This window comes from Parabacteroides leei, assembly GCF_023369805.1.
Classification (GTDB): Bacteria; Bacteroidota; Bacteroidia; order Bacteroidales; family Tannerellaceae; genus Parabacteroides; species Parabacteroides leei.
Genome location: NZ_JAMBQG010000008.1, coordinates 107,881 through 132,281 on the forward strand (window position 1 = coordinate 107,881; position 24,401 = coordinate 132,281).

Consider the following 24,401-nt stretch of genomic DNA (forward strand, 5'->3'; position numbering starts at 1 on the left):
TTATTATTAGAAGTAGAGCTAGTGTCCTAAAGTCTCAGCGGTAAATATTTCCTCTTCCGTGCCATTGCCACGTCCTTCTTCCAAGCGTACACTGAAAACAGCTTTGCCGGTTTCTAATTCAGGTGAGGCATATACCATGACCTCATAAGTGATAGGATCATCGTGTGTGATACGTGGAATCCGTACCGGTTCCGATAAATCCAAATGTGCACCTTCCTTTATTTTCACTATGGGGGTTACATCCAAAGCATCCTGAAAACTGTTATTCACAATCGTAAATGTGATACGACAAGTTTCTCCTGCATCAATCTTCTGATTACAAGATACACTGTCCTCTTCCAAAAGAATATCTTCAATATACAAATCAGGAAGAAGTGTATGGGAAGAGGATGTATATTTACCCGGACTCCTTCTTTCAATATATGTATCGTCCTCCACACTTGCGGCAATCGAAGCACCGGCAATGCCTCCGACAGCTGTCCCGATAAACGAGCCTATATCTCCCCCCCTCTCATCATCGATAGCTTCCCCGATCAATCCACCGAAAAGCCATCCTACAAAAGATCCGACCTGAGCACCCAAACCTGCCCGATCTTCGCGACTCATATTCTTCATCGACCCGCATCCTGGCAGGATCAGTAAAGAGATCACTATGGATAGAACTGTCTTTTTCATATCTCAATTATTTCTGTCTACTCTACATTGTTTACAAAGAAAATCCTTCTGTTTGATTTTATGACAACGGAAAGGAGAAAAACCCCTATCCGATTGCATTTTTTTGTGTAAGTTTGCGCCCAGTTAAACAAAGAATTAATGACAAATCAAATCCAGACTCCATCTGCAGATCTGCAACGCCAATATGATCTCCTTCAAATGGAGTATGAATATGAGAAAGAAACATATAGGCAACAGTCCGAACGGATAGGCATTCATCGCAAAATACAACAGGGACTTTGCTGGTATCCTGTTATTCCCGGTAAAAGCTATTACAACTCACTTAACCAGTTTGTCATTGAAATCGAACGTAAGGACGACAAGGAGATAGAACATAATTTTGAATACGGCCGGCCAGTCTGCTTCTTCACGACCAACGGGACCGGTAGTCCGCGTTACCTGAATTTCTCCGGTATCATCAGCTATGTACAGGAAGACCGGATGATTGTCGTTTTACCGACACCTTCAGCCTTATTCGATCTGCAAGGTGTAAACAGTGAACTGGGTGTCCAGTTATACTTTGACGAAACAAGTTACAAGACTATGTTCACTGCGTTATCCGGCGTAATGAAAGCGAAGAATAATCATTTGGCCCATTTAAGGGACGTATTGCTTGGGAAGACACCCGTTAGCCGAAGAAGTTTGTTCCCTGTTCGCTTCCCCTGGCTGAATACAACCCAGGAAGAAGCCGTCAATCATGTATTGGCTGCAAAAGAGGTCTCCATCGTGCACGGTCCTCCCGGAACAGGGAAAACGACAACATTAGTAGAAGCCATTTACGAAACATTGCACAGGGAAAATCAGGTGATGGTCTGTGCACAAAGTAATACGGCAGTAGATTGGATTTCTGAAAAACTGGTGGACCGGGGTATCAATGTCCTCCGTATCGGTAACCCGACACGTGTAAACGATAAAATGCTTTCCTTTACTTACGAGCGGCGTTTCGAGTCGCATCCGGATTATTCCGAACTATGGGGCATTCGTAAAGCGATCCGCGAGATACAATCCTCTTTCCGCAAGAAAAGTCACAGCGAAAAGGAAACGGCACGTAACCGTCTTTCCCGGTTGCGCTTCCGGGCCACCGAACTGGAAGTGCAGATAGATGCCGACCTGTTCGGCGAAGCCCGTGTTATTGCCTGCACATTGGTCGGTTCAGCCAACAGGGTTCTGACAAATCATACTTTCACCACTCTTTTTATCGACGAGGCGGCACAGGCTTTGGAAGCTGCCTGCTGGATTGCGATCAGTAAAGCAGACCGGGTTATCCTGGCGGGCGATCATCATCAGCTTCCTCCTACTATTAAATGTATAGAGGCGGCACGTGGAGGACTGGATCGTACTTTGATGCAGAAAGTAGCGACCAATAAACCGGAAACAGTTTCATTACTCAAAATACAATACCGGATGCATCAGGATATCATGTGCTTTTCATCCCACTGGTTTTATCAGGACGAGCTCAAAGCTGCTCCGGAAGTAAGTGATCGCGGTATCCTGACGTATGATACACCCGTCGTCTGGTTCGACACGGCTGATTGTGATTTTGAAGAAGACCAGTTATCCGAAAGTTTGAGCCGCATCAACAAACAGGAGGCTGCTCTTCTGGTAGAACAATTACAAATCTACATTGAAAAGATTACTAAAGAGCGGGTACTGGATGAGCGTATAGACTTCGGACTGATCTCACCCTATAAATCGCAGGTACAATATATCCGTGGACTGATCAAACGAAACGCCTTTTTCAAACCGTTCCGCAAATTGATTACCGTACATACGGTAGACGGTTTTCAGGGACAGGAACGCGACGTCATCATGATCAGCCTGGTTCGTGCCAATGATCAGGGTAATATCGGATTTCTGAATGATTTACGCCGTATGAACGTTGCCATCACCCGTGCTCGTATGAAACTGATCATTCTGGGAGATGCTTCCACTTTAACAAAACATACTTTTTACAGAGAATTATACAAATATATCACTGCCCGCGGCCATGTGATCCCAATAAATAACAACATATGAAATATAAGCTACTGGTCCTCGACCTGGACGGAACACTGACAAACAGTAAAAAAGAGATCACTTCTTATACCAAAGAGGTCTTGATAAAAGCACAGGAACAAGGCCTTCACCTTGTTCTTGCATCCGGACGTCCCACATATGGTATTGTTCCATTGACAAAAACATTGGAAATGGAACAGTTCGGTGGTTTTATCCTCTCTTTCAACGGAGGTAAAGTGATCGAAGTAAAAACAGGCAAAGTATTCTACGAACAGGCGTTGCCACCGGATGTAATGCCGTTATTGTATCAACGTTCGTACGAAGCCGGCCTGACCATCCTTTCTTACAACGGGAAATATATCCTGACAGAGAATGCAGACGACAAGTATGTAAAATACGAGTCGTTCCTTACCAAAATGAAGATCAAAGAAACGGATAACTTTCTTCGGGACCTGCAACTTCCCGCCGATAAGTGCCTGATCGTAGGTGAACCGGAAGATCTGGTTCCATTGGAAGAAAAGTTACGCCAGGAATTAGGTTCTCGTCTCAACGTATACCGCTCGGAGGCTTTTTATCTGGAAGTCGTACCTAAAGGGATAGATAAAGCAGCGTCACTGGAGCGTTTGTTAGAGCGTATTCATATAAAACAAGAAGAAGTTATTGCCATCGGTGATGGCTTTAACGACCTCACAATGATTAAGTTCGCTGGTCTCGGAGTAGCGATGGCAAACGCCCAGCCGCCGGTAAAAGCAAACGCTGACAAGGTTACTCAATATACGAATGATGAAGACGGAGTTGCACATTTCATGGACGATTTAATGAAAGCGTAATTGTTAATTTCGTATATTTGTAATCTAAACAAAAAAACAGCAAGCCATGAAGTACAAATTATTAGTTTTAGACATAGACGGGACATTGCTCAACAGTAATAAAGAGATAACTGCCCGTACCCAGGCAGCTTTACTGAAAGTACAGCAGATGGGAATACATATTGTATTGGCATCCGGCAGACCGACCAACGGGGTCATGCCGCTGGCTAAGGCTCTGGAACTGGATCACTACGGTGGTTTTATTCTCTCATATAACGGTGGACAGATCATCAATGTACAAACGGGTGAATTGCTTTTTGAAAAACGTATCAATCCGGAAATGCTATCCTATCTGGACAAGAAAGCAAAGAAAAACGACTTTGCCATTTTCACTTACCATAAAGATTATATCCTGACCGACAAACCCGACAACAAGCATGTGAAGGAAGAAGCAGCCCTGAACAATATGCGTGTGATCGGTGTTGATAATTTCCCGGAGGCTGTCGACTTCAGCCCCTGCAAATGTGTCCTCGCCAGTGACGATGAAGAGGAACTGGTTGGTCTGGAAAATCATTGGAAGAAACGGCTGAATGGCGTACTGGACGTATTCCGGTCGGAAGATTATTACCTGGAAGTGGTTCCCCAGTTCATCAACAAAGGAAATACCCTGGGCGTATTGATGGAAAAGCTGAAAATAACGACCGAACAGGTTGTTGCTATCGGTGACGGTATTGCCGACGTTCCGATGTTGCAGCTTGCAGGCACCAGTGTTGCGATGGGTAACGCCCGCGATTCAGTGAAGAGTTGTACGGATTTTACCACCTTGCCTAACGACATGGATGGCGTAGCTGTAGCTGTGGAAACTGCGATCCTGGCAGCCATCAAACCGACAGAAGTTCCTTTGGACCAGCTGAACATGCGTGCCAAACATGCATTGATGGGTAACCTGGGTATTCAATATACCTATGCCTCCGAAGATCGTGTGGAAGCGACAATGCCGGTCGACGAACGCACACGCCAGCCTTTCGGCATCTTGCATGGCGGTGCCACGCTGGCCCTGGCTGAAACCGTTGCCGGACTGGGTTCCATGATCCTGGCAAAACCGGACGAGATCGTTGTCGGCATGCAGGTAAGTGGTAACCACATGTCATCGGCCCATGAAGGAGATACCGTTCGCGCTGTAGGAACTATTATCCACAAAGGCCGTTCTTCACATGTATGGAACGTGGATGTGTTTACCTCTACCGACAAACTGGTATCTTCCATTCGTGTAGTAAATAGTATATTAAAAAAGAAATGATTGACTCACTGATCAGGCAGGGCCGCAGTTTTGCCATATACCGCATACCCGGGGAAGAAATTCCCCGGTTTGTGATGCAGGCCTCCGGTTCGCCCCGTCTGTTTTCTAATATAGAAGAACTGAACGAACAGCAGGGATTCGTTATTGCTCCGTTCAGGCCAGGCCGTGAATGTCCGATCGTACTGATCAGACCTGATTATTCCGAATTGCCCGAGAACAGTAAAAAGGGATTCTTCCCGATGGATCCGGAATTTCATTCGAATGAAACTGAAAACGCATCCGAGCGAAAGACAAAAGACAATTATATTCACTGCTTTGATGCTTTCATAAAACCTTTGCAGGAGAATACACTGGATAAACTAGTCCTTTCGCGCAGTCTGACACTTGACCGGGAAGCCAGCTTTTCTCCTGCAAAGGCTTTTTACAAAGCCTGCAGACGGTACATCCGTTCCTATGTATATCTCTGCCATACGCCGCAAACGGGAACCTGGCTGGGTAGTACTCCCGAAATCATCTTATCGGGAGAAAAAGGAGAATGGCATACCGTTGCCTTGGCCGGCACACAGCCGCTGCAAAATGGGAAACTGCCAACTCACTGGGATGATAAGAATAGAAAAGAACAGCAACTTGTATCTACTTACATCCACGACCGGCTCAGTTCACAGGGCATCAACTTGACGATGGAAGGCCCCTATCCGGCACGTGCCGGCGCACTGTGTCATCTGAAAAGCGATTTCAGGTTCAGGCTGGAACACAACGACAAGTTGGGTGACTTGCTTGCTCTACTCCATCCCACACCAGCCGTATGCGGGCTGCCGAAAGAGGAAGCCTACCAGTTTATCCTCGAGAACGAAGGATACGATCGCCGTTACTATTCGGGCTTTATCGGCCGGCTGAACCCCAAGGGCAGAACCGACCTGTATGTCAATTTGCGTTGTATGAATATCAGTGAGCAGCTACTGACACTGTATGCCGGAGGAGGTTTACTATCCTCTTCTGAACCTGCCGACGAATGGCAGGAAACGGAAGATAAGTTGCAGACAATGCGAGCACTGCTTTAGGCAATAACTCCCAACTTTGACACATTGGAATTACAGATATAGCTGGTAACTCGCAGAAAAAATAAGTGCAGACAACTTCGAAAATTTTGCCTGAGTTCGAGTAGAACTCTTTCGCTCACCAGGCGTTCCCAACAATGTTTCACACATTGTTGGGAAGTAAGCCAGGATCACACTTTTTAGATCTTATATTTATATTCAACTCAACGCGGATTCTGTACCATATTCGGATTAGCATCAATCTCTGTTTGGGGAATGGGTAATGCTACCCTCAGGTCAGACGGAGTAATGACTGCCGCTCCGGCAACGGAAGGTAAGTGCCACCCACCAGTACGAGTTATTGTCAAACCATTCCTCATAGCATCAAAGAAAGCATGTCCCTCTCCAACTAATTCCTTACGGCGTTCTTTCAGAATACGCTCCAAGTTCAGTTCCGATGCCTGCACCGACTTCGCCGGGTTGGCACGGCTCACGATGGCGTTAAGACAATCCAGGGAAAATGACAGGTTCTCTGCCCCGCCCAACTTAAAGGCCGCTTCTGCAGCATTCAGATAAACTTCGGAGAGACGAACCACACAGATGTCATTATCCTGGGGATTTTCACCTGTTTTCCCCGGATACTTGTTCAGATATTTAGGATGACTGGTAGAACCTTCGGGTAATATGTCCTCATCCGGTTTCTGCGGCAAACGGTTCAACACATGACGCACATCGTCCGGATCTTCTCCCAACAAATCGAGGAAAGCCTTGGTAAGTACAAGATTGTTCCAGTCTTTCACATTATCGGCATACACCATCGGAGCCCCCTCGCCCCCTGTTCCGCCATCCGGCTCGGAAAGGGTGTAATAAAACTCAAAAAGTGACTCCGAATTAAAATCCTTTCCCCATACAGTTGGATATTCCTCGTGTGTGAACAGTTTATATAGTCCTCCGTTATTTATTACTTCTTTAGCCAGTGTAAGTGCCTTTTCATTATTATTCATATAGAGATAAATACGTGACAGCAATGCCTTCACACTCCATACATTGAGAAAGCCGTCTTTCTTGTCGGCAGAGAGGACGGAGAGGTTCAGCGCTTCCGTCATATCATCTATCGCCTGCCCATAGCATTCAGCCACCGTGTTGCGGGCTGGCTGATGAGTGGGTAATGTTGTTTCAATCTCGATAGACACCCCCAAAGAGGCACCGTTATCCAGGGTATAAGGCATACCGAACAGGCGAGTGAGGTCGAAGAGGGCAAGTCCGCGCAAAGCAAGCGCTTCAGCTTTGATGCAGTTGAGAGCCGCGGTGTTATCCGTTGCTATCGTACCCGACTCGATTCTTTCCAGCAGACTGTTTGCTTGGTGGATCACATTATAAGGCTGGTTCCACACGCGGGTAATGTTCAGGGCATCGTCTGCCGTAACATTAAACTCATAATAAGGAGACACACGTTTGCCGGGTCCTTTGCTGATACGTGCCTGTACATCTTCACCACGGCAATCGGCATAATAGAGATAATTATCACCATAGTAGCTATGTGAAGCGGCAATACGATAGATGCCGTTCAAAGCGATCTGAGCCTCTTCAAGTGTGCGGATAGCCTGCGGAGTAGTCACGGCGGTAGACGGATCCAGGTTCAGCCAGTCACCTGAGCAGGAAGAGAAAAAAAGCGATGTGGCGGTGAATAAATATATAAATGTATGTTTCATATTTGAATAATTTATAATAAGTAAATCAAAAAGTTATCTCTACCCCGAAGTTGAAGGTACGCATGGCGGGCGCTTCACAGAACACTTCACCGTTGACCGGGACTTCCGGGTCATATTGTTTCCATTTGGCCCATGTGAGCAAGTTGGTCCCGGAAAAGTATATGCGTGCATTCTCTATCAATGCCTTTTGCGTCCACTGTCCCGGCAGTGTAAAACCCAATGTCAGATTCTTAAGACGGATATGGTCGGTACTGTGGATATAACGGGATGAGTTTTGAGGGCCGGCTCCCTGCTCCAGTACAAAACGGGGTACGTCGGTTATATCTCCGGGGCTTTGCCAACGGTCAAGGGCATATGCAGGCAGATTGTATGATTTTTCCTTGCTGCCGTCAGTTTCTATCAGGGTACCTGTCTTATCGAAAGAATAACCACCCAGTGAGTAGGTAAACGTCAGTCCCAGGTCGAACCACTTATAAGAGAGTATATTGGTAAAACCTCCTGCTATCTTTGGATCGGCAGACTTATACGGAATGGCTTCTGCTTTGGATGCATCGTCGGTCTTTTCTCTATTATAATTGCCCTGTTCGTCTTGTGTATTGAGATAATAGAGAGCTTTACCGGTCTGCGAATCTACTCCGGCAAACTCTTTCACGTAGAAACTATTGTAAGGAAGTCCTACCTTATGGATAAACCAGGAGCCTTCGATTGATTGCTTCATGTCCCCGTCCAGTGTTACGATCTTATTACGATTGTGGGTCAAGTTCAACACGGATGTCCAGTTAAAGTCCGGCGTGGCGAAGTTGATAGTGCGTAGTTCGAACTCCACACCTTTGTTGTTGAGCTGGCCGATATTGGCCAGATAGTTCAAAAAGCCGGTAGTGGCACTGATCGGACGGTTGTAAAGCAGGTCTTTCGTATCACGGTTATAGTATTCGAGCGTTACAAAAATACGGTTGATGAAAGACAGGTCAAGACCGAGATTCAGATTGTAGTTCTTTTCCCATTTCAACCCGGGATTGGCTTGTGCAGACTCGTATGAACCGGCAGCACCCATATAGTTCTGCCCGTAACTGTATAGTCCCATATATCCATAAAATGCGCCAGGCTGGTTACCATTTACGCCATAGGAAGCACGAATTTTCACATCGTTCAATACCGGTTTTACGGCTTTCATAAAAGACTCATTGCTCAGGTGCCACATACCGGAGACAGACCAAAAGTCGCCCCACCGGCTTTCCGGGGCAAGACGGGAACTACCGTCGCGGCGATAACTACCTGCAATGTAATAACGATCGTCATAATCATAATTTAAACGTGAGAGGTAGGAGATCATTCTGTATGCCTGAGTAGAGGATGCGAAACTTTTCAGCAAGGCTGCATTATCCGGTTCGAGCAATACATCCGAAGGTAGTTTGGCTTTTTCTCCCATTGCCTTATCACTCTGATAGCTTTCCAGTTCATAAGCGGCCAACACATCCAAGTGGTGCCTGGCTGCAAAGGTTCGGGTAAAATTGATCGAAGTAGATGACAGTAACTTACCATATTCAGTAAATCCTTTGGAAGTCTGGGCATCACTTCCGCTCTTCGGTCCTGCACCACTTAGAGGGTTCAGATAACGGGAGTCTTTTTGCACAGTATAATCATAGCTCAATGTCTCTTTCAATTTTAATCCTTTGACAATATCGACAGACGCATATCCGGTAGAGAACATACGTGTCATGCGACTACGGTTGTAGTCAGTACGGATATCACGGAGTGGATTCACATTGGTACCGGCATAAGAACCTACATAGTTACCCGAAGCATCACGCACCGGCATAGAAGGCGTGGCGGAAACGGCTACACAAAGGAAGGGATTTATATTGGAACCACGCTCTTCGTTCATTTCCTGATTCATCTGGGTAAACATCATGTTACCTCCTATTTCGCCTCGGCTACCTACTTTCTGTGTCACATTCAGACGGGCAGAATATCGGTCTAGACTAGAGTTTTCCACCAACCCTTCCTGACGGTTGAAACCCAGGGAGGAATAGAAAGTAGTACGTTCGTTGCCTCCGGAGGCAGATACCTCGTAGTTTTGATTATGAGCGGTACGGAGCAGTTCATTCCGCCAATCGGTGTATCCCTGTTCGGGTATTCCTGCATACATGTCGATATTAGCTTCGGCATACGCACTGGGAGACTCCAGTCCCTTGTCTATGGCAGAGTTATACAGACCTTCATAAATCATTTCACGACGCTGATCTCCATTCAAGGTAGGCCGAAAGTCTACGGCTGCACCAGAAAAGCCTCCACTGACCCTCAATGCAACTTTTGTACGTCCTACCCCCCCTTTCTTTGTTGTGATCAATATCACACCGTTAGCTGCACGCGAACCATAAAGAGATGCAGCGGCAGCATCCTTTATCACCGTAATATTTTCAATATCGGCCGGATTAAGCGTGCTCATTATATTCGTTTTGGCATTATTCATATAGGCGGCATCCGCACCCGTGCCGGCTCCCATATTACCGGAAGTGACCGGCACACCATCGATGACAAAAAGTGGTTCATTGGATGCATTGAATGACCCCATACCACGGATACGAATGCTCTGATTGGCGCCCGGCTGACCGGAGCCAGAAGTAATATTCACTCCCGTAGTCATTCCCTGCAACTTTTGTTCTACGGAAAGTACAGGTACGTTTTTTAACATATCAGCCCGCAAGGTATTGGCCGATCCGGTAAAGGATGATTTTGAAAAATTCCCATATCCTGTCACCACTACTTCATCAAGGTTTAGTGACTCGGAACTTAGCGCCACATTTAAAATTCCATTTTTAGGAACTCTCACTTCGGTCGTTTTCATTCCTACGTAGGATATAACCAGAATCTTGTCGGTTGGTTCTACATTCAGAATGTAACTACCGTCTACATCCGTCACAACTCCCCGTTCCGTTGCACCTTTTACAGAAACGGTAGCTCCAATAAGTGGTAGTTGGTCATCCGAAGATGTTACTATACCTTTTATTTCCAATTGCTGTGCCTGTATATGAATACAACACAGACACCCCAATACAAACAATACTAATCTAAATTTTTTCATTCATCAATTATTATTAAATACTAAATACCTATTTGCTCTATACATGCCAATAATTGTACCTTAAAAACATTGTAGAAATAAATCAAATCTAAATAGCAATGAATAAATGTATTAATCATTCAAGGAAAATCAGGAAAAATAAAGCGGTATGTAGAATTTCCACACAGATATGTGGAACTATTCTACATGATGTGGCAGTCAGGTAGGGACTCTTCGGGAATTTATTTTGCAGGGCTAATCTTTCCTCTATATAAATACTCAACCATCAATTGAAAAATTATATCTACTTTTGCAATTCAACCTAAGGAAGAACAGAATATGTACACCGATAAGAAAAACATTCAACAATTAGTGGCTTTGCTTAAGGAGCATAATATAAATAAAGTCGTATTGTGCCCGGGAAGCCGTAATTCTCCAATTGTTCATACATTGGCAAACCATCCGTCTTTTTCCTGTTATTCCGTTACCGACGAACGGAGTGCCGGATTCTTTGCACTCGGACTGGCCTTGCATGGAGGAAAGCCGGCAGCAGTCTGCTGTACTTCAGGTACGGCCCTGTTGAATATACACCCAGCCGTGGCGGAAGCTTTTTACCAGCAAGTTCCTCTGGTGGTCATTTCTGCAGACAGACCTGCTGCCTGGATCGGACAAATGGATGGGCAGACATTACCGCAGCCAGCTGTCTTCGGTTCACTGGTAAAGAAATCGGTTAACCTACCGGAGATACATACAGATGAAGACGAATGGTATTGTAATCGTTTAGTAAATGAAGCATTACTGGAACTAAATCATCACGGGAAAGGACCGGTACATATCAATATTCCGATTTCCGAACCTCTGTTCCGCTTCACAACGACAGAGTTGCCGGAAGTGCGCGTTATCACTCGCTATCAGGGATTAAATGTGTACGATAGAGAATATAATACGTTGATCGAACGGTTGAACAAATACAATAAACGCATGATTGTTGTCGGTCAGATGAGTCTGATCTATTTGTTTGAGAAGAAGATCTCGAAATTGCTCTATAAGCATTTCACCTGGCTGACCGAACATACAAGCAATAAGACAATACCCGGTATTCCTGTCAAAAATTTCGATGCTGCAATCTATGCGCTACCAAAAGATACACTAGATAAGATGGTACCCGAGCTGGTAATTACCTATGGAGGACATATCGTTTCCAAACGCCTAAAGAAATTCCTCCGGGAAAATCCGCCTAAAGAGCATTGGCATGTTTCGGCCGATGGCGAGATAGCCGACCTGTATGGCTCAATGACTACTGTAATCGAGATGGACCCGTTCGAGTTTCTCGAGAAGATCGCTTATCTGTTAGAAAATAAAACAACCGAGTTTCCGCGAGTATGGGAAAACAATACCAAAGGGCTTCCGGAACCGGAGTTTGCTTATTCCGAAATGGCAGCTATCGGTACACTGATCAAATCCTTACCCACTCCGTCAGCCTTACATCTGGCAAACAGTTCGACAGTTCGTTATGCACAATTGTTTACTTTACCGGAAGAGGTCGAAGTTTGTTGTAACCGGGGAACCAGTGGTATCGAAGGCTCTCTATCTACTGCAATCGGCTATGCCGTAGCATCGGATAAACTGAACTTTGTCGTGATAGGCGATCTTAGTTTTTTCTATGATATGAATGCACTTTGGAACAGTAACTTCGGCTGCAACCTGCGTATCCTGTTACTGAACAATGGTGGAGGCGAGATTTTCCAAGCCTTACCCGGTTTATCTATGTCGGAAAAGGCGCACCGCTATGTGACTGCTACACATAAAACATCTGCACAAGGCTGGTCAACTGAACGTGGCTTCCTTTATCAGAGCGTACATAATACGGAAGAACTGGAAGAGGCTATGAAAATTTTCACAGATCCCAATCCTGTCAATCAACCGATATTGATGGAGGTTTTCACCGACAAAGATGAAGACGTTCGTCTATTGAAAGAATATTATCATCAATTAAAGCAAAAATAATATGTCAACTACAAGAGAATGGACTACAATAAAGGAATATGAAGATATTCTGTTTGATTTCTATAAAGGGATTGCCCGCATCACGATTAACCGCGAACGTTATCGCAACGCCTTCACTCCTACTACGACAACCGAAATGAGCGATGCTCTCTATATTTGTCGTGAACGTCCGGATATTTGTGTAATCGTACTGACTGGTGCAGGCGACACAGCTTTCTGTGCCGGAGGCGATATGAATGTAAAAGGTCATGGCGGTTATATCGGTAAAGACGGGGTTGCCCGGCTGAATGTACTCGATGTACAAAAACAGATTCGTTCGATGCCAAAACCGGTTATCGCGGCAGTCAATGGTTTTGCCATCGGTGGTGGCCATGTGTTGCATGTCGTTTGCGACTTGACGATTGCTTCCGAGAATGCGATCTTCGGACAGACAGGTCCTCGCGTAGGTAGTTTTGATGCCGGTTTCGGTTCCTCTTACCTGGCCCGTATCGTGGGACAGAAGAAAGCACGCGAAATCTGGTTCCTTTGCAGGAAATACAATGCACAAGAAGCGCTTGAAATGGGATTGGTGAACAAAGTTGTCCCCTTGGACAAACTGGAAGACGAATACGTAGAATGGTCTGAAACCATGATGATGCATAGCCCGCTCGCCCTCCGTATGATCAAAGCCGGTCTGAATGCAGAACTGGACGGACAAGCCGGTATACAGGAATTGGCCGGTGATGCAACCATGCTTTATTACATGACAGACGAAGCTCAGGAAGGTGGCAAAGCATTCCTTGAAAAGCGCCGCCCACGGTTTGAAGATTATCCTAAATTTCCGTAATCAACGATGTCCTATCACATACAAATTATACCGAAAGTTTTACACTTCAAACAACCGGCAGGAACTTCCCGGGGAACTTACGTCACGCGCAAAAGCTGGTATCTTCTTCTAACATCAGATGAAGTTCCCGGACGATATGGTATTGGGGAATGTGCCCCATTACCTAAATTAAGTTGCGACGATCTACCGGATTATGAACATTTACTTACGGAGATTTGTCGGCAGACGGAGATAAACAATGGTCCGGACACCGAAATTCTCCGTCCATACCCTTCTATATTGTTCGGACTGGAAACAGCCTTCCGGCATTTTCATACCGGAAGCTTCGCTTTATGGAATACACCCTTTTCACGAGGTGAAGCTGGTATTCCCATTAACGGCCTGATCTGGATGGGTGATTATAAAAAGATGCTGGAACAGATCGAAACGAAAATGCAATCCGGTTTTCGTTGTATCAAGCTGAAGATCGGAGCTATCAACTTTGAGGAAGAATTGGCTTTATTAAAGCATATCCGTGCACACTTCTCTGCTGAAGAAATCGAACTGCGTGTGGATGCTAACGGAGCTTTCTCTCCTACAGATGCATTAAACAAACTACATAAGCTTGCTGAACTGATTTTACATTCTATCGAGCAACCTATACGTGCGGGACAATGGGAAGAAATGGCCAAACTTACGGCCGAAACACCATTACCCATTGCATTGGACGAAGAATTGATAGGCTGCAATACCCTACAAGGAAAGAAAGAACTTTTATCTGTAATCAAACCGCAATATATTATCCTGAAGCCCTCTCTACATGGGGGAATCAGTGGTGGGCAAGAATGGATAGATGAGGCTGAAAGACAAAAGATCGGTTGGTGGATCACTTCAGCTTTAGAGTCCAATATAGGATTGAATGCTATTGCTCAATGGTGTGCAACATTCAATAATCCGCTACCACAAGGACTCGGTACAGGAGCCTTGTTTACAGATAACGTAGAGATGCCTTTGTCCATTCATAAAGATTGTTTATGGAGTAACCCCTTCCCCTCTCCAGAGGGGAAGGAGGATGTGTTAAAGCAAGTTCTGGAGCGAAATTACAGCACCTCTCTTACAGACCGTAATAAACAGGAGCTACATCTAGAAAACGGAATTATTTGCGATGCAGATAATGTACAGCAATTACTTTCTAACCTTCCGGACAACACGCCCCAAATACAACGGGATCTTTATAACTTCCTGGCCGATTGGTTTAACGAATCCCCTTACATAACAGTACACACATCCGGTTCGACCGGAACACCGAAAGAGTTCACTGTCCGTAAAGAACAAATGATACAAAGTGCCATACTGACCTGCTCTTTCCTCAATCTACGCAAGGGAGATAATGCTCTGCTTTGTATGCCTTTGCAATATATTGCCGGAAAGATGGTAGTTGTACGGGCACTGGTTGCCGGATTAACTCTTATTTTACGTACACCATCCGGACATCCGTTGGCAGATGTAGAGGTGTCGCTTCGTTTCGCTGCAATGATCCCGTTGCAGGTATTCAACACGCTCCAGGTTCCGGAAGAAAGAGAACGCCTTTGCCAGACAGAAATAGTAATCGTCGGTGGCGGAGCTATCAACAAAGAGCTGGAAGACGAAATACGCCAACTACCGAATGATATCTATTCTACCTATGGAATGACAGAAACCTTGTCGCATATCGCCCTCCGCAAACTAAACGGTCCGGATGCTTCATCAGCATATACACCTTTTTCATCTGTAAAACTATGTTTATCGCCCGAAAAAACACTGGTTATCCAAGCGCCACAGGTTTGTGATGACACCTTGGTAACAAACGATCTGGCAGAGATACATCCGGACGGAACTTTTACCATCCTGGGAAGAAAAGACAACACCATCAACACCGGAGGAATAAAAGTACAAATAGAATCGATAGAAGAAACTCTTCGTTCAATAATTTCCGTTACCTTTGCGATAACGGCTATTCCACATCCGGGATTAGGAGAAGCAATTGTGCTATTGGTGGAGAAAACAACAGACACGGACAGCCTTCCAGACAGGATTGCCTCCCTTCTGCCCAAATACCAACAGCCTAAATATATCAGGCAGGTAGATGCCATCCCACTTACCGGAAGTGGTAAAACAGACCGGAAAGCCTGTCGCCAGTTGGCGGCAAAGCTGATCTGATTATCATTTAAAACATTATACTTATGAGGTATTTTACACTTACCGTATTATCATTTCTAGCCCTCTCGTCTGCCTACGGACAGAGTGGAGAAAGTTGTCGGTTCGCACCGGACCCGACGCTTCAAAAGCCGGAGGTTTACGCCGGATACGATTGCGTAAACCTGCTGGACAGTACTTCTGTAACCGTGCAACCAACCGGTTCCGGTTCATTTTCGGTCTGCAAAACAATCAAGATTCAAACACCCCGGGGAGCTGTCAGTAACCGCATCATCAAATACGATTACGATCCGTTGACTGCTTTTGCCCGGTTCAAAAGAGCCACGGTGTATCGTGCCAATGGTGATGTGGTTAATCTGGATGTTACCCAGGCCTGTGACTATGCAGCTCCTGCCCGTGCCATCTATTGGGGAGCCCGCCAGATCATGCTGGAAGTAGGCCAACTAAACCCCGGTGATATTATTGAATACGAAATCGATAAGAAAGGTTTTACTTATGCATTGCTGGCAGATGGTGGCGACGACGAATCACGCTTCATCCCTCCTATGCGCGGACAGTTCTACGACATCGTACCTTTCTGGGTAACAGAACCGACTGTTCGTAAAGTATACAAAGTATCTATCCCGATGGAAAAAGAAATGCAGTTCCAGTTCTATCAGGGCGACTGTGCTTCCTCCATGCGCTACGAAGACGGCCGGAAAGCCTACACCTTCTCAACAAACGACGTAATGCCGGCCAAACGTGAACCGAATATGGTCGACCTGTTCGATGCTGCCCCTAAACTAATGATGTCGTCCACACCGAAATGGCAGGATAAATCCTTATGGTTCAATAAAGTTAACGAAGACTACGGAAGCTTTGCTCCACTGCCGGAAGCCCAGAAGAAAGTGGACGAACTGATCAAAGGAAAGAAAACAGAAATGGAAAAGATTGCTGTTCTCACCCACTGGGTAGCCGACAATATCCGGTATTCCGGTATCTCTATGGGGAAAGGTGAAGGCTATACCCTTCATAATACAAAAATGAACTATACCGATCGTTGCGGCGTATGTAAAGATATAGCCGGTACACTGATCTCCTTCCTCCGTATGGCAGGCTTCGAAGCCTATCCGGCTATGACAATGGCAGGAAGCCGGGTAGAAAGTATCCCCGCCGACCATTTCAACCATTGTGTAGCTGTCGTTAAACTTTCCAGCGGAACTTATATGCCGCTCGACCCGACCTGGGTCCCTTTCTGCCGAGAATTATGGAGCAGTGCCGAGCAACAACAAAACTATCTACCGGGAGTTCCCGAAGGATCAGACCTTTGCCTGACTCCGGTTTCCGCTCCCGAAAACCATTACTTACGCATCAAAGCAAATAATAAACTGGATGCTAAAGGAACACTGACCGGACAATTCACGATCACGGCTGAAGGACAATCAGACAGCAATATTCGTGGAATGTTCACCCGTGGCTGGCAGTCACAATGGAAAAACATGCTCGAAAGCCAGTTATTGAATGTATCTCCCAAAGCACGCCTGATCAGTGTCGATTATGGTAAAGACCCGAAAGATTATCAAGCTGCTCCTATCAAGATCACATTTCGTTATGAAATACCGGAATATGCTATACCAGGAAAAGAAGAGTTGGTATTCAAGCCGATGGTTATGAACAATCTCTACAACCAGGTAAAGAGCTACCTCCGTATCAATACCGATCTGGCAGAGCGCCAGTATGGTTTCAAAGATGCCTGCTCACGCCTGGTAGAACTGGACGAAACCATTCAGCTCCCGAAAGGTTATACCCTGCTGAATGAAGCTAAACAAGACAGTAAACAAAGTGATGCAGCCGATTTTGAAGGTTCACTGCGTCAGGATGGTGATAAGATAACAATCAGCCAGAAACTGGCTCTGAAAAAACGTGTATATGAAGCTGCCGACTGGGATGGTTTCCGTTCAGCAGTCAATGCACATAAAGGTTTCGGTGATTATCTAATTATTAAAAAGTAAAAGACAATGACTAATATAATAAATAAATTTACGCTGCTTCTTTGTCTATTGGCTCTTACGGCATCTGTATTCGCCGCATCGGAAGCCGAATACAAGAAGCTGTCGAAAACATATATACTGAATGCAGACGGAAGCCAGGAGTTCCGTTACAATATGGAGCTCACACTCTTCACCCATACTGCCATGAATGGTACTTACGGGGAAAGTTTTATCGTCTATAACCCAGACTATCAGGTATTGAAGATCAATTCTTCTTATACAAAACAGAAAGACGGGAATATCGTAAAAACTCCCGATAATGCATTTGTAGAGGTTCTTCCTCGTACTGCTGCGGACGCACCAGCCTACAATAATCTGAAAGAAATGGTCGTTGTCCATACCGGTCTGGAACTGGGTGCCACCATTTATCTGGATTATACATTAACTTCTAAACCGGGTTATCTGCCGGAATTGGATATCTATGACGAGTTGTTGCAGACTTCTCCCGTAAAAGAATATACGGTCAGCCTGTCGATTCCCGAAAGCAAGCCGTTATTCTACACTTTGCAGAATTACAATACAAAGCCTGCTGTTTCTACTGTTAACGGCATGAAAACTATTACCTGGAGACTTAATAATCTTCCGGCATCTTCCCGTGATCCGTTCGTATCAACAGCAAATGGTGATGTTCCTTTCCTCACAGCTTCTACTTATGCATCCAACGGGGATGCTTTGAAAGCCCTGTATACACAATTTACTCCGGCAAACGATGTTCAACTAACAGCCATCGCCGAAAATATTACAGAAGGAAAGAAAAATGATACGGAAAAGTTGCAAGCGATACTGAAGCATGTAAACGAGAACCTGGGTTATAGCAAACTTTCATTGCAGGATGCCGGATACAAAATCCGTTCATCCAACGATATAATCTATTCCGCTTATGGAACGGAAGCTGAAAAGGCAAATTTACTGAATGGTCTGTTGAATGCTGCCGGCATCAAAGCCGAAGCTGCTGCTGCTTATCGCGTAAAAGCCGATCCGGCCAGTTGTGGATTGAGCGCAATAAGCGGATTGTTGGTTTTAGCCAATGTAGACGGTAAACAATATATCATGTCGCCTATATCCAATAAAATGGCGGCAACAGGTTGGAACGATGCAACTCCGGTTATAAGCATGACAAACGCAGGAACACCTGTAGCAGTCAACAGCCCATCAACACATATCAATTATAAGGTTAGCCTTGCCGTCTCTCCGGAAAAAGCAGATGCACAAGTCAATGCTACAATCGGTAATGCTTATTTGCCTTATTACGGTTCTTATCTCTCTATTTTTGCCGGAGGAGACAAAGAGGCCACCGAGTCGAAAGCCCAGAACAATACGACAATATCTTATAAGACATCTCAGAGCCTGAAAGCGAACAATGGTTATGTGATGGTTTCGTTACCCGATGCACCTGTCGGGATGGCTCATAGCTACTATTGCAGTATGAACAGTACCCGTAAGGAAAACCTGATGATGCCTTGTAAAGTGAACGAACAGTATACCTATACAATCCAACTGCCGGCAGGGATGAAGCTATCTACTCCTGAAACAGTTAAGACTATCGAGAATGCAGCCGGTAAAGTCGTTATTTCCGTTAAACAAAAGGGTAATACAGCCGAAGTTGAACGCAGTCTGCAACTGAATAAGCAGTTATATACACCTGCTGAATTCAACAACCTGCGTAATTTACTTACTGAATGGGGTAACCCATCCAGCCGGACTTTGTTATTGTCTATTAACTAATAAAGACAATCTGATAAATTAAACAAGGGTGGGATGACATAAATATGTCGTTTCATCCTTGTTTTTTGACTGAATGTTAATAACTTTACCCTCATAATTAATTCATAAAACCTTTGATTTATGCAAAAACTATCTAATCTACTCATTACCCTGTTACTATGTTGTTTGCCGGGGATTACTTACGCCCAGAGCCCATATCCGGACTTGTATCCGCAGCCGCAGCATATTGTAATATCCAACCAGCAACACAAGCTCATAGAAGGATATACATTAAAGGGGATCAGCAATCCGGATGCAGATGCCATCAAGTTGCTGAAAGAAACACTTCCTTTTGCCGGCACCGGCAAATCATCACCGTTGGAAATAAAGAAACTAAAAGCAAAAACACCAGAAATGGAACGTTCAGGTGCTTACATTCTGGACATCTCCAAAAAGAAGATCGTTATCGAGATCGTAGACGACCGTTCATTGTTTTATGCAGCTCAGACACTGAAACAATTGATCAGCTATAATGACGAAGGCAAACGGATGCTTCCCCTTTGTACCATTACCGATTATCCCGATGTTCTTCATCGTGGAACCGTAGAAGGATTCTATGGTACTCCCTGGAGTCATGCAGACCGTATCAGCCAGTTGCGTTTTTATGGACAGTTCAAGATGAATACATATATCTATGGTCCTAAAGACGATCCATTCCACAGTGCGAACTGGCGTGAGCCTTATCCTGCTAAGGAGGCCAACCAAATCAAAGAACTGACAGCCGAGGCTGCCCGTAACAAAGTAGACTTCGTTTGGGCTATCCATCCGGGACAGGATATCCAATGGAATGCAACCGACAGCAACAATGTCATTACCAAATTCGAACAAATGTACGATTTGGGAGTACGTGCATTCGCCGTATTCTTCGATGATATCTCCGGTGAAGGAACCAATGCCGCCAAGCAAGCCGGCCTGATGAATTTTATTCAAAAGGAATTCATTGAAAAGAAAAGCGATATCCGTCCCCTGATCATGTGTCCGACAGAATACAACCGCTCATGGGCAAGAACAGACTACCTGGATGTTCTGGGCCAACAACTGGACCGGGCGGTACAAGTTATGTGGACAGGAAACCGTGTTGTAGACGACATCACGCTTGAAGGCCTTGAATGGGTAAACAAACGTATCCAACGCCCGGCCTACGTATGGTGGAACTTTCCGGTAAACGACTATTGCCGCGATCATCTGTTGATGGGCCCGTCTTATGGCCTCGACACGCAAGCCTCTAATGCTATGTCAGGTTTTGTTTCTAATCCGATGGAACATGCCGAGGCATCCAAAGTAGCCCTGTTTGGAGTGGCTATGTATAGCTGGAACATCCATAGCTACGATCCGCAGTTTGCCTGGGAGAAAGCATGCGAGTACCTGATGCCCAAAGCTGCTATCGCCTTTAAAACATTCTGTGAAAACAATAGCGATCCGGGACCTAACGGCCATCTTTATCGCCGGAAAGAATCGGAGCGTTATGAAAAACAGGCCGACCGTTTTCTTTCCGGTTACCGCAAAGGTTCTTTTGGAGAAAGAGACGCCAACCAGTTGGGTGCCCTGTTTGCACAGATACAGGCAGCTCCGGAACTTATCTATAACCAAGGAGATAACAAGCCTATGATCGAAGAGATCAATCCCTGGCTCATGCAATTCGAATTACTCGGTAGATGCGGCACGAATGCCTTGCAGATGGCTCATTCCTGGTACGAAAAAGATCGTCAGAATACCTGGCAACGATTCCTGGAAGTTTCTGCCGTAATGGACAGTATGAAACTGATCAACCGCTCTTTCAATCAGAATCCATATCAGAAGGGTATCAAAGTCGGAACAAGAGTTCTTATGCCGCTCATCGAAGGATTATACAGGCAGACAAGTCGTAACCTGCTTTCTACGGCCGATACTCCATCCAACGAGATCAGGGTAAGCACTGCTTCTACGATTACCAATGTCGGGCAACTTAAGAACCAACCCTGGTCAGAAGATGAAAACCTGATCGCTTATGTACCAATGCTGGAAGTGGTAAAGGTGGAACCGGACGAATACATCGGTTTGGGATGGGAAATCCAACGGGAAGGTGATTCTTTTACGTTCAACATGCCGCAAAGTAACGTGGATGGACGTATTTTCGAATGGTCGGCTGACGGTAAAACATGGACACCCCTTTCCGATATTCCTGCCGACCAGACAAAAGCCGTCGTTAAAACGATCGACCCGAAAGCACGTTTTATCCGGATGCGTAATAACTCCGGCAAACAAATGGAACTGAAAGTCGCTTCTTTCTCCGTTAAAACGAAAGATGCACCTGAAATAAATGAAGCCCTGATGATGTACGACCTGAACCTAAGTACATATAAAACCCTGAATCCGGGTGAAAAGGTAGATGTAAAATGCGATGGCGTGGATAAATATATAGAATTCTTCCTGTCAGGCGATAACGAAAGCATGGTATCTATCACAGGAGTCAACAATGATGGTGAAACCAATATGTTGTACTGCGGATATGTCGGTTATGTGAAACTAAACAAAATCTCGTTTGACGATATACACACATTGACTATTACTCCGGCAGGTAAAACTCCTGTTCTGATCCATCAGATCGTAAGGGAATAAACTGCCAGACATCCAAACCAAAGAGGCTTCATAGAGATGTAGCCTCTTTTCCTTTTTTGTCGTTACATTTTACGACGATACTCACTCGGTAGCATGTTGTAACGCGATTTAAACTGGCGCAGGAATGTTCGGGTCGTTTTAAATCCCGATTCATCAGCTACTACATCTACTGTTCTGTTACTATTATCTAATAATAACGTACAGGCATACTTCAAGCGACAGTTATTTACCAGATCCAAAAGTGTCATGTTTGTTTTTGCATTCAACACTTTATTTACGAGTTCTTTATTGATATGACACTGTTTTCCTACCTCGGATATATCTATGCCTTTATCCAGATAATGCTTTTCTGTAACGACAAACTGAATGATGGATGTATAAATAGACTCAAATTCTTCCTTGTTTTCTTCTGTAACCTGAGAAGGCATATGTTCAGGGATCATTATCTGTGGATTTTTCTTTTGGCAACGAAAATGATAAGCTAAAAAGCCGAATAAAAGGAAGAAAAATATCAATGAAATAATACAATAAACCTGATAGTATCTGATCGTTTTCCGTAGTTTTGTAATTGCCTGTTCCGAATATCTCTCTTCATCGCTTTTTTGCATATTATATCCATTACAAAGCATCTGCAGGGAAAGTAATTCGATACTGGTATCTCCGGCTTTACGAGCATATTTGAGTGCCTCTGTTGCATAATAAATACCAGGACGTATCTCGTTTCTGCTGAAATGGGTACAGCTTTGTGTTATATCGAGTCGTTGCCGTGTGATATCTACATAACCATTTATTTCGCATTGATGGCGTAAACTGTCCAGATACTCTAATGCCAAATCCGGATTTATAGAATATATCTGGTCTATTTCATCTATCGAATAAACATTGTTTGATAGATGTTCCGTTTTTATCCAATTAGGAAAGAATAACAAAAGAATAAATAAAATCAACACGAAAGGCTTCATCTGTAATATTATTAATTGTGACAATAAACGTTTGTAACTAACATATCTGCAAATATAAGCCGGAGGTATGATTACGCTATTCCGGGAAATTTCTTTTATGTATAAATAATTTTATCTCGCTAATTAATAGTGTGTTATCGAATAAATATGACAATCGTTTTTTATGATTTCAGAAGTAACACTGACAATTTCAGAATATCTTTAGAGGGAATTGTCTCTTATTTTCTTTCTCCATTGAGAAGGGGGAAGATTGTGTCGTATATTGAATGCCTGGTAGAATGTTGAAGAAGTTTGAAATCCGACCAACTCAGAAATCTCGACCACGTTTATATCTGAGTTCTTTAATAATACCTCTGCTTCATCCAAACGGCGGCCAGTCACATATTCTGGAAAACTAACTCCTAATTGCAGGTTAAAGTAACGGCTTAATAAGGTTACATTTTTACCAAGTTCGGAAGCAAGTATTTTAAGTGTCAGGCTAGGATCGTGTAAAATTCTTGGTGATTTTAGTAGTTTGTCCAATTGTTCCTCTTCTTCCGGAGTAAGTAGGATCGGAACTTTTCCTTTTCTTGTTTGTTCGGTATCAGTCACGATAAAAGAATGAGGTTGCAGGTAGAAGCCTATTTTACGTTTTATGATCAAGTAAAAGAATGACTGTTTCAATAAATATACTCCTGCCAGAGTAACTGATAGATTATATAGGATATTACAAAAATAAGAGGGAGTAAACATACTCACTATAGAAACAAGATAGAAATATAAAATATACAATAACTCCTTTTGGATAAGTCGAGTTTGTGGCATACTCCTATCATTCTTTTTATATATATTGAAGAGATGTGGTAAATAGATAGATAATTGTACGGCCAGAAACAAATAACAACCGATACGAAAATAAATCCACCATTCAGGATTGTTAAGTTCTACTTCCGACCAACTGTAAATCAATTTATCGGATATAGGATTGAAAAGTATTAATCCAGTATAAATACCAGCTAATATCCCTGGAAGGATCAAATGTAATATCAAATGTTTTATATCCTGCAGTTGATTGGTCATCCGGGAACGAAAATACAGATAAAACAAAGGGGTAAGTAAAGTGAATGACCAACTATTCAGACTTGGAAAAAGGGCGATTTTCTTAAAGAGAAAAAGTCCTTCATACCAGCTGTTATAAGAGAATATTCCCCATAGAACTAGTAGAATGGCTATTGGAAATATTTTTTTTCTGTTATGCCTATTGTTCCGGAGCATACAAATCCCGGTGATGGTTAAAACACTCCAGGCTAGTAATGAAGTAGAAATGACTAATATCTTAAATATAAGTAACGGCATAATCAATTTGTTGATTGCAAAAGTACTTACAAAAGCCGATAAATAGAGGGTTTCTTGAGCTTTTTTATCATCG

The 24,401-nt window shown here is 44.2% G+C and carries 15 protein-coding genes and 1 pseudogene; 11 read left to right on the top strand and 5 right to left on the bottom strand.

Annotation, left to right across the window (positions count from 1 at the left end; translation table 11 throughout):
• Positions 1-18: 18 nt before the first annotated feature.
• A complete protein-coding gene (locus M1P97_RS13245; protein ID WP_249389333.1) occupies positions 19-675 on the bottom strand; it encodes a glycine zipper family protein in 657 nt (218 codons plus the stop codon).
• 138 nt (positions 676-813) lie between these two features.
• Between M1P97_RS13245 and M1P97_RS13250 the strand changes: the two genes are divergently transcribed.
• Genes M1P97_RS13250 through M1P97_RS13265 form a run of 4 tightly spaced genes read left to right on the top strand, consistent with a single transcriptional unit; the run spans position 814 to position 5,879 of the window.
• On the top strand, positions 814-2,730 hold the full coding sequence (locus M1P97_RS13250; RefSeq protein ID WP_249389334.1) for an AAA domain-containing protein: 1,917 nt from the start codon (positions 814-816) through the stop codon (positions 2,728-2,730).
• A complete protein-coding gene (locus M1P97_RS13255) occupies positions 2,727-3,539 on the top strand; it encodes a Cof-type HAD-IIB family hydrolase (RefSeq protein WP_249389335.1) in 813 nt (270 codons plus the stop codon). The genes M1P97_RS13250 and M1P97_RS13255 overlap by 4 nt, the downstream gene beginning before the upstream one ends.
• Before the next feature lie 46 nt (positions 3,540-3,585).
• Entirely contained in the window at positions 3,586-4,818 is a 1,233-nt protein-coding gene (locus tag M1P97_RS13260; protein ID WP_195372882.1) for a Cof-type HAD-IIB family hydrolase, read from the top strand.
• Positions 4,815-5,879, top strand: coding sequence for an isochorismate synthase (locus M1P97_RS13265; RefSeq protein WP_249389336.1), 1,065 nt, complete (start codon positions 4,815-4,817; stop codon positions 5,877-5,879). The genes M1P97_RS13260 and M1P97_RS13265 overlap by 4 nt, the downstream gene beginning before the upstream one ends.
• A gap of 200 nt (positions 5,880-6,079) precedes the next feature.
• Here the strand turns inward: M1P97_RS13265 and M1P97_RS13270 are convergent, their stop codons facing one another.
• Together M1P97_RS13270 and M1P97_RS13275 are read right to left on the bottom strand one after the other, a co-directional pair.
• A complete protein-coding gene (locus M1P97_RS13270) occupies positions 6,080-7,567 on the bottom strand; it encodes a RagB/SusD family nutrient uptake outer membrane protein (protein WP_249389337.1) in 1,488 nt (495 codons plus the stop codon).
• A gap of 25 nt (positions 7,568-7,592) precedes the next feature.
• Positions 7,593-10,652, bottom strand: coding sequence for a SusC/RagA family TonB-linked outer membrane protein (locus tag M1P97_RS13275; RefSeq protein WP_195372879.1), 3,060 nt, complete (start codon positions 10,650-10,652; stop codon positions 7,593-7,595).
• 318 nt (positions 10,653-10,970) lie between these two features.
• On the opposite strand from M1P97_RS13275, the gene menD reads away from it, so the two are divergent.
• The 7 genes and pseudogenes from menD to M1P97_RS13310 all read left to right on the top strand — a co-directional run bounded on the left by menD (position 10,971) and on the right by M1P97_RS13310 (position 22,031).
• Complete coding sequence (gene menD, locus M1P97_RS13280; protein WP_249389338.1) at positions 10,971-12,638, top strand: 2-succinyl-5-enolpyruvyl-6-hydroxy-3-cyclohexene-1-carboxylic-acid synthase; 1,668 nt, start codon at positions 10,971-10,973, stop codon at positions 12,636-12,638.
• Position 12,639: 1 nt separating this feature from the next.
• The gene (menB, locus tag M1P97_RS13285) at positions 12,640-13,464 is read left to right on the top strand and encodes a 1,4-dihydroxy-2-naphthoyl-CoA synthase (RefSeq protein WP_195372877.1); all 825 of its coding nucleotides are present in this window, start codon (positions 12,640-12,642) and stop codon (positions 13,462-13,464) included.
• A gap of 6 nt (positions 13,465-13,470) precedes the next feature.
• A pseudogene (locus M1P97_RS13290) lies at positions 13,471-14,481 on the top strand (o-succinylbenzoate synthase); the annotation flags it as partial.
• A 180-nt stretch (positions 14,482-14,661) separates the two neighbouring features.
• The gene (locus M1P97_RS13295; RefSeq protein WP_394803916.1) at positions 14,662-15,642 is read left to right on the top strand and encodes an AMP-binding protein; all 981 of its coding nucleotides are present in this window, start codon (positions 14,662-14,664) and stop codon (positions 15,640-15,642) included.
• 23 nt (positions 15,643-15,665) lie between these two features.
• Positions 15,666-17,630 (top strand): DUF3857 domain-containing protein, encoded by a 1,965-nt coding sequence (locus tag M1P97_RS13300; protein ID WP_195372875.1) that lies wholly within the window; start codon positions 15,666-15,668, stop codon positions 17,628-17,630.
• Between the two features lie 6 nt (positions 17,631-17,636).
• On the top strand, positions 17,637-19,394 hold the full coding sequence (locus M1P97_RS13305; protein WP_249389339.1) for a DUF3857 domain-containing protein: 1,758 nt from the start codon (positions 17,637-17,639) through the stop codon (positions 19,392-19,394).
• A gap of 120 nt (positions 19,395-19,514) precedes the next feature.
• Positions 19,515-22,031, top strand: coding sequence for a beta-N-acetylglucosaminidase domain-containing protein (locus tag M1P97_RS13310; protein WP_249389340.1), 2,517 nt, complete (start codon positions 19,515-19,517; stop codon positions 22,029-22,031).
• Between the two features lie 62 nt (positions 22,032-22,093).
• On the opposite strand, the gene M1P97_RS13315 is transcribed toward M1P97_RS13310, so the two are convergent.
• Both M1P97_RS13315 and M1P97_RS13320 read right to left on the bottom strand, forming a co-directional pair.
• Entirely contained in the window at positions 22,094-22,864 is a 771-nt protein-coding gene (locus M1P97_RS13315; RefSeq protein WP_249389341.1) for a helix-turn-helix domain-containing protein, read from the bottom strand.
• Between the two features lie 330 nt (positions 22,865-23,194).
• A complete protein-coding gene (locus M1P97_RS13320; RefSeq protein ID WP_249389342.1) occupies positions 23,195-24,328 on the bottom strand; it encodes a helix-turn-helix transcriptional regulator in 1,134 nt (377 codons plus the stop codon).
• Between the last annotated feature and the right edge of the window lie 73 nt (positions 24,329-24,401).

Excerpts from the sequence above, each read along its gene's own strand:
- M1P97_RS13250 (WP_249389334.1), top strand. The coding sequence starts at position 814 with ATGACAAATCAAATCCAGACTCCATCTGCAGATCTGCAACGCCAATAT.
- M1P97_RS13270 (WP_249389337.1), bottom strand. The coding sequence starts at position 7,567 with ATGAAACATACATTTATATATTTATTCACCGCCACATCGCTTTTTTTC.
- M1P97_RS13260 (WP_195372882.1), top strand. The coding sequence starts at position 3,586 with ATGAAGTACAAATTATTAGTTTTAGACATAGACGGGACATTGCTCAAC.
- M1P97_RS13300 (WP_195372875.1), top strand. The coding sequence starts at position 15,666 with ATGAGGTATTTTACACTTACCGTATTATCATTTCTAGCCCTCTCGTCT.
- M1P97_RS13320 (WP_249389342.1), bottom strand. The coding sequence starts at position 24,328 with ATGCCGTTACTTATATTTAAGATATTAGTCATTTCTACTTCATTACTA.
- M1P97_RS13275 (WP_195372879.1), bottom strand. The coding sequence starts at position 10,652 with ATGAAAAAATTTAGATTAGTATTGTTTGTATTGGGGTGTCTGTGTTGT.
- menD (WP_249389338.1), top strand. The coding sequence starts at position 10,971 with ATGTACACCGATAAGAAAAACATTCAACAATTAGTGGCTTTGCTTAAG.
- M1P97_RS13305 (WP_249389339.1), top strand. The coding sequence starts at position 17,637 with ATGACTAATATAATAAATAAATTTACGCTGCTTCTTTGTCTATTGGCT.
- M1P97_RS13245 (WP_249389333.1), bottom strand. The coding sequence starts at position 675 with ATGAAAAAGACAGTTCTATCCATAGTGATCTCTTTACTGATCCTGCCA.
- M1P97_RS13255 (WP_249389335.1), top strand. The coding sequence starts at position 2,727 with ATGAAATATAAGCTACTGGTCCTCGACCTGGACGGAACACTGACAAAC.
- M1P97_RS13310 (WP_249389340.1), top strand. The coding sequence starts at position 19,515 with ATGCAAAAACTATCTAATCTACTCATTACCCTGTTACTATGTTGTTTG.
- menB (WP_195372877.1), top strand. The coding sequence starts at position 12,640 with ATGTCAACTACAAGAGAATGGACTACAATAAAGGAATATGAAGATATT.
- M1P97_RS13265 (WP_249389336.1), top strand. The coding sequence starts at position 4,815 with ATGATTGACTCACTGATCAGGCAGGGCCGCAGTTTTGCCATATACCGC.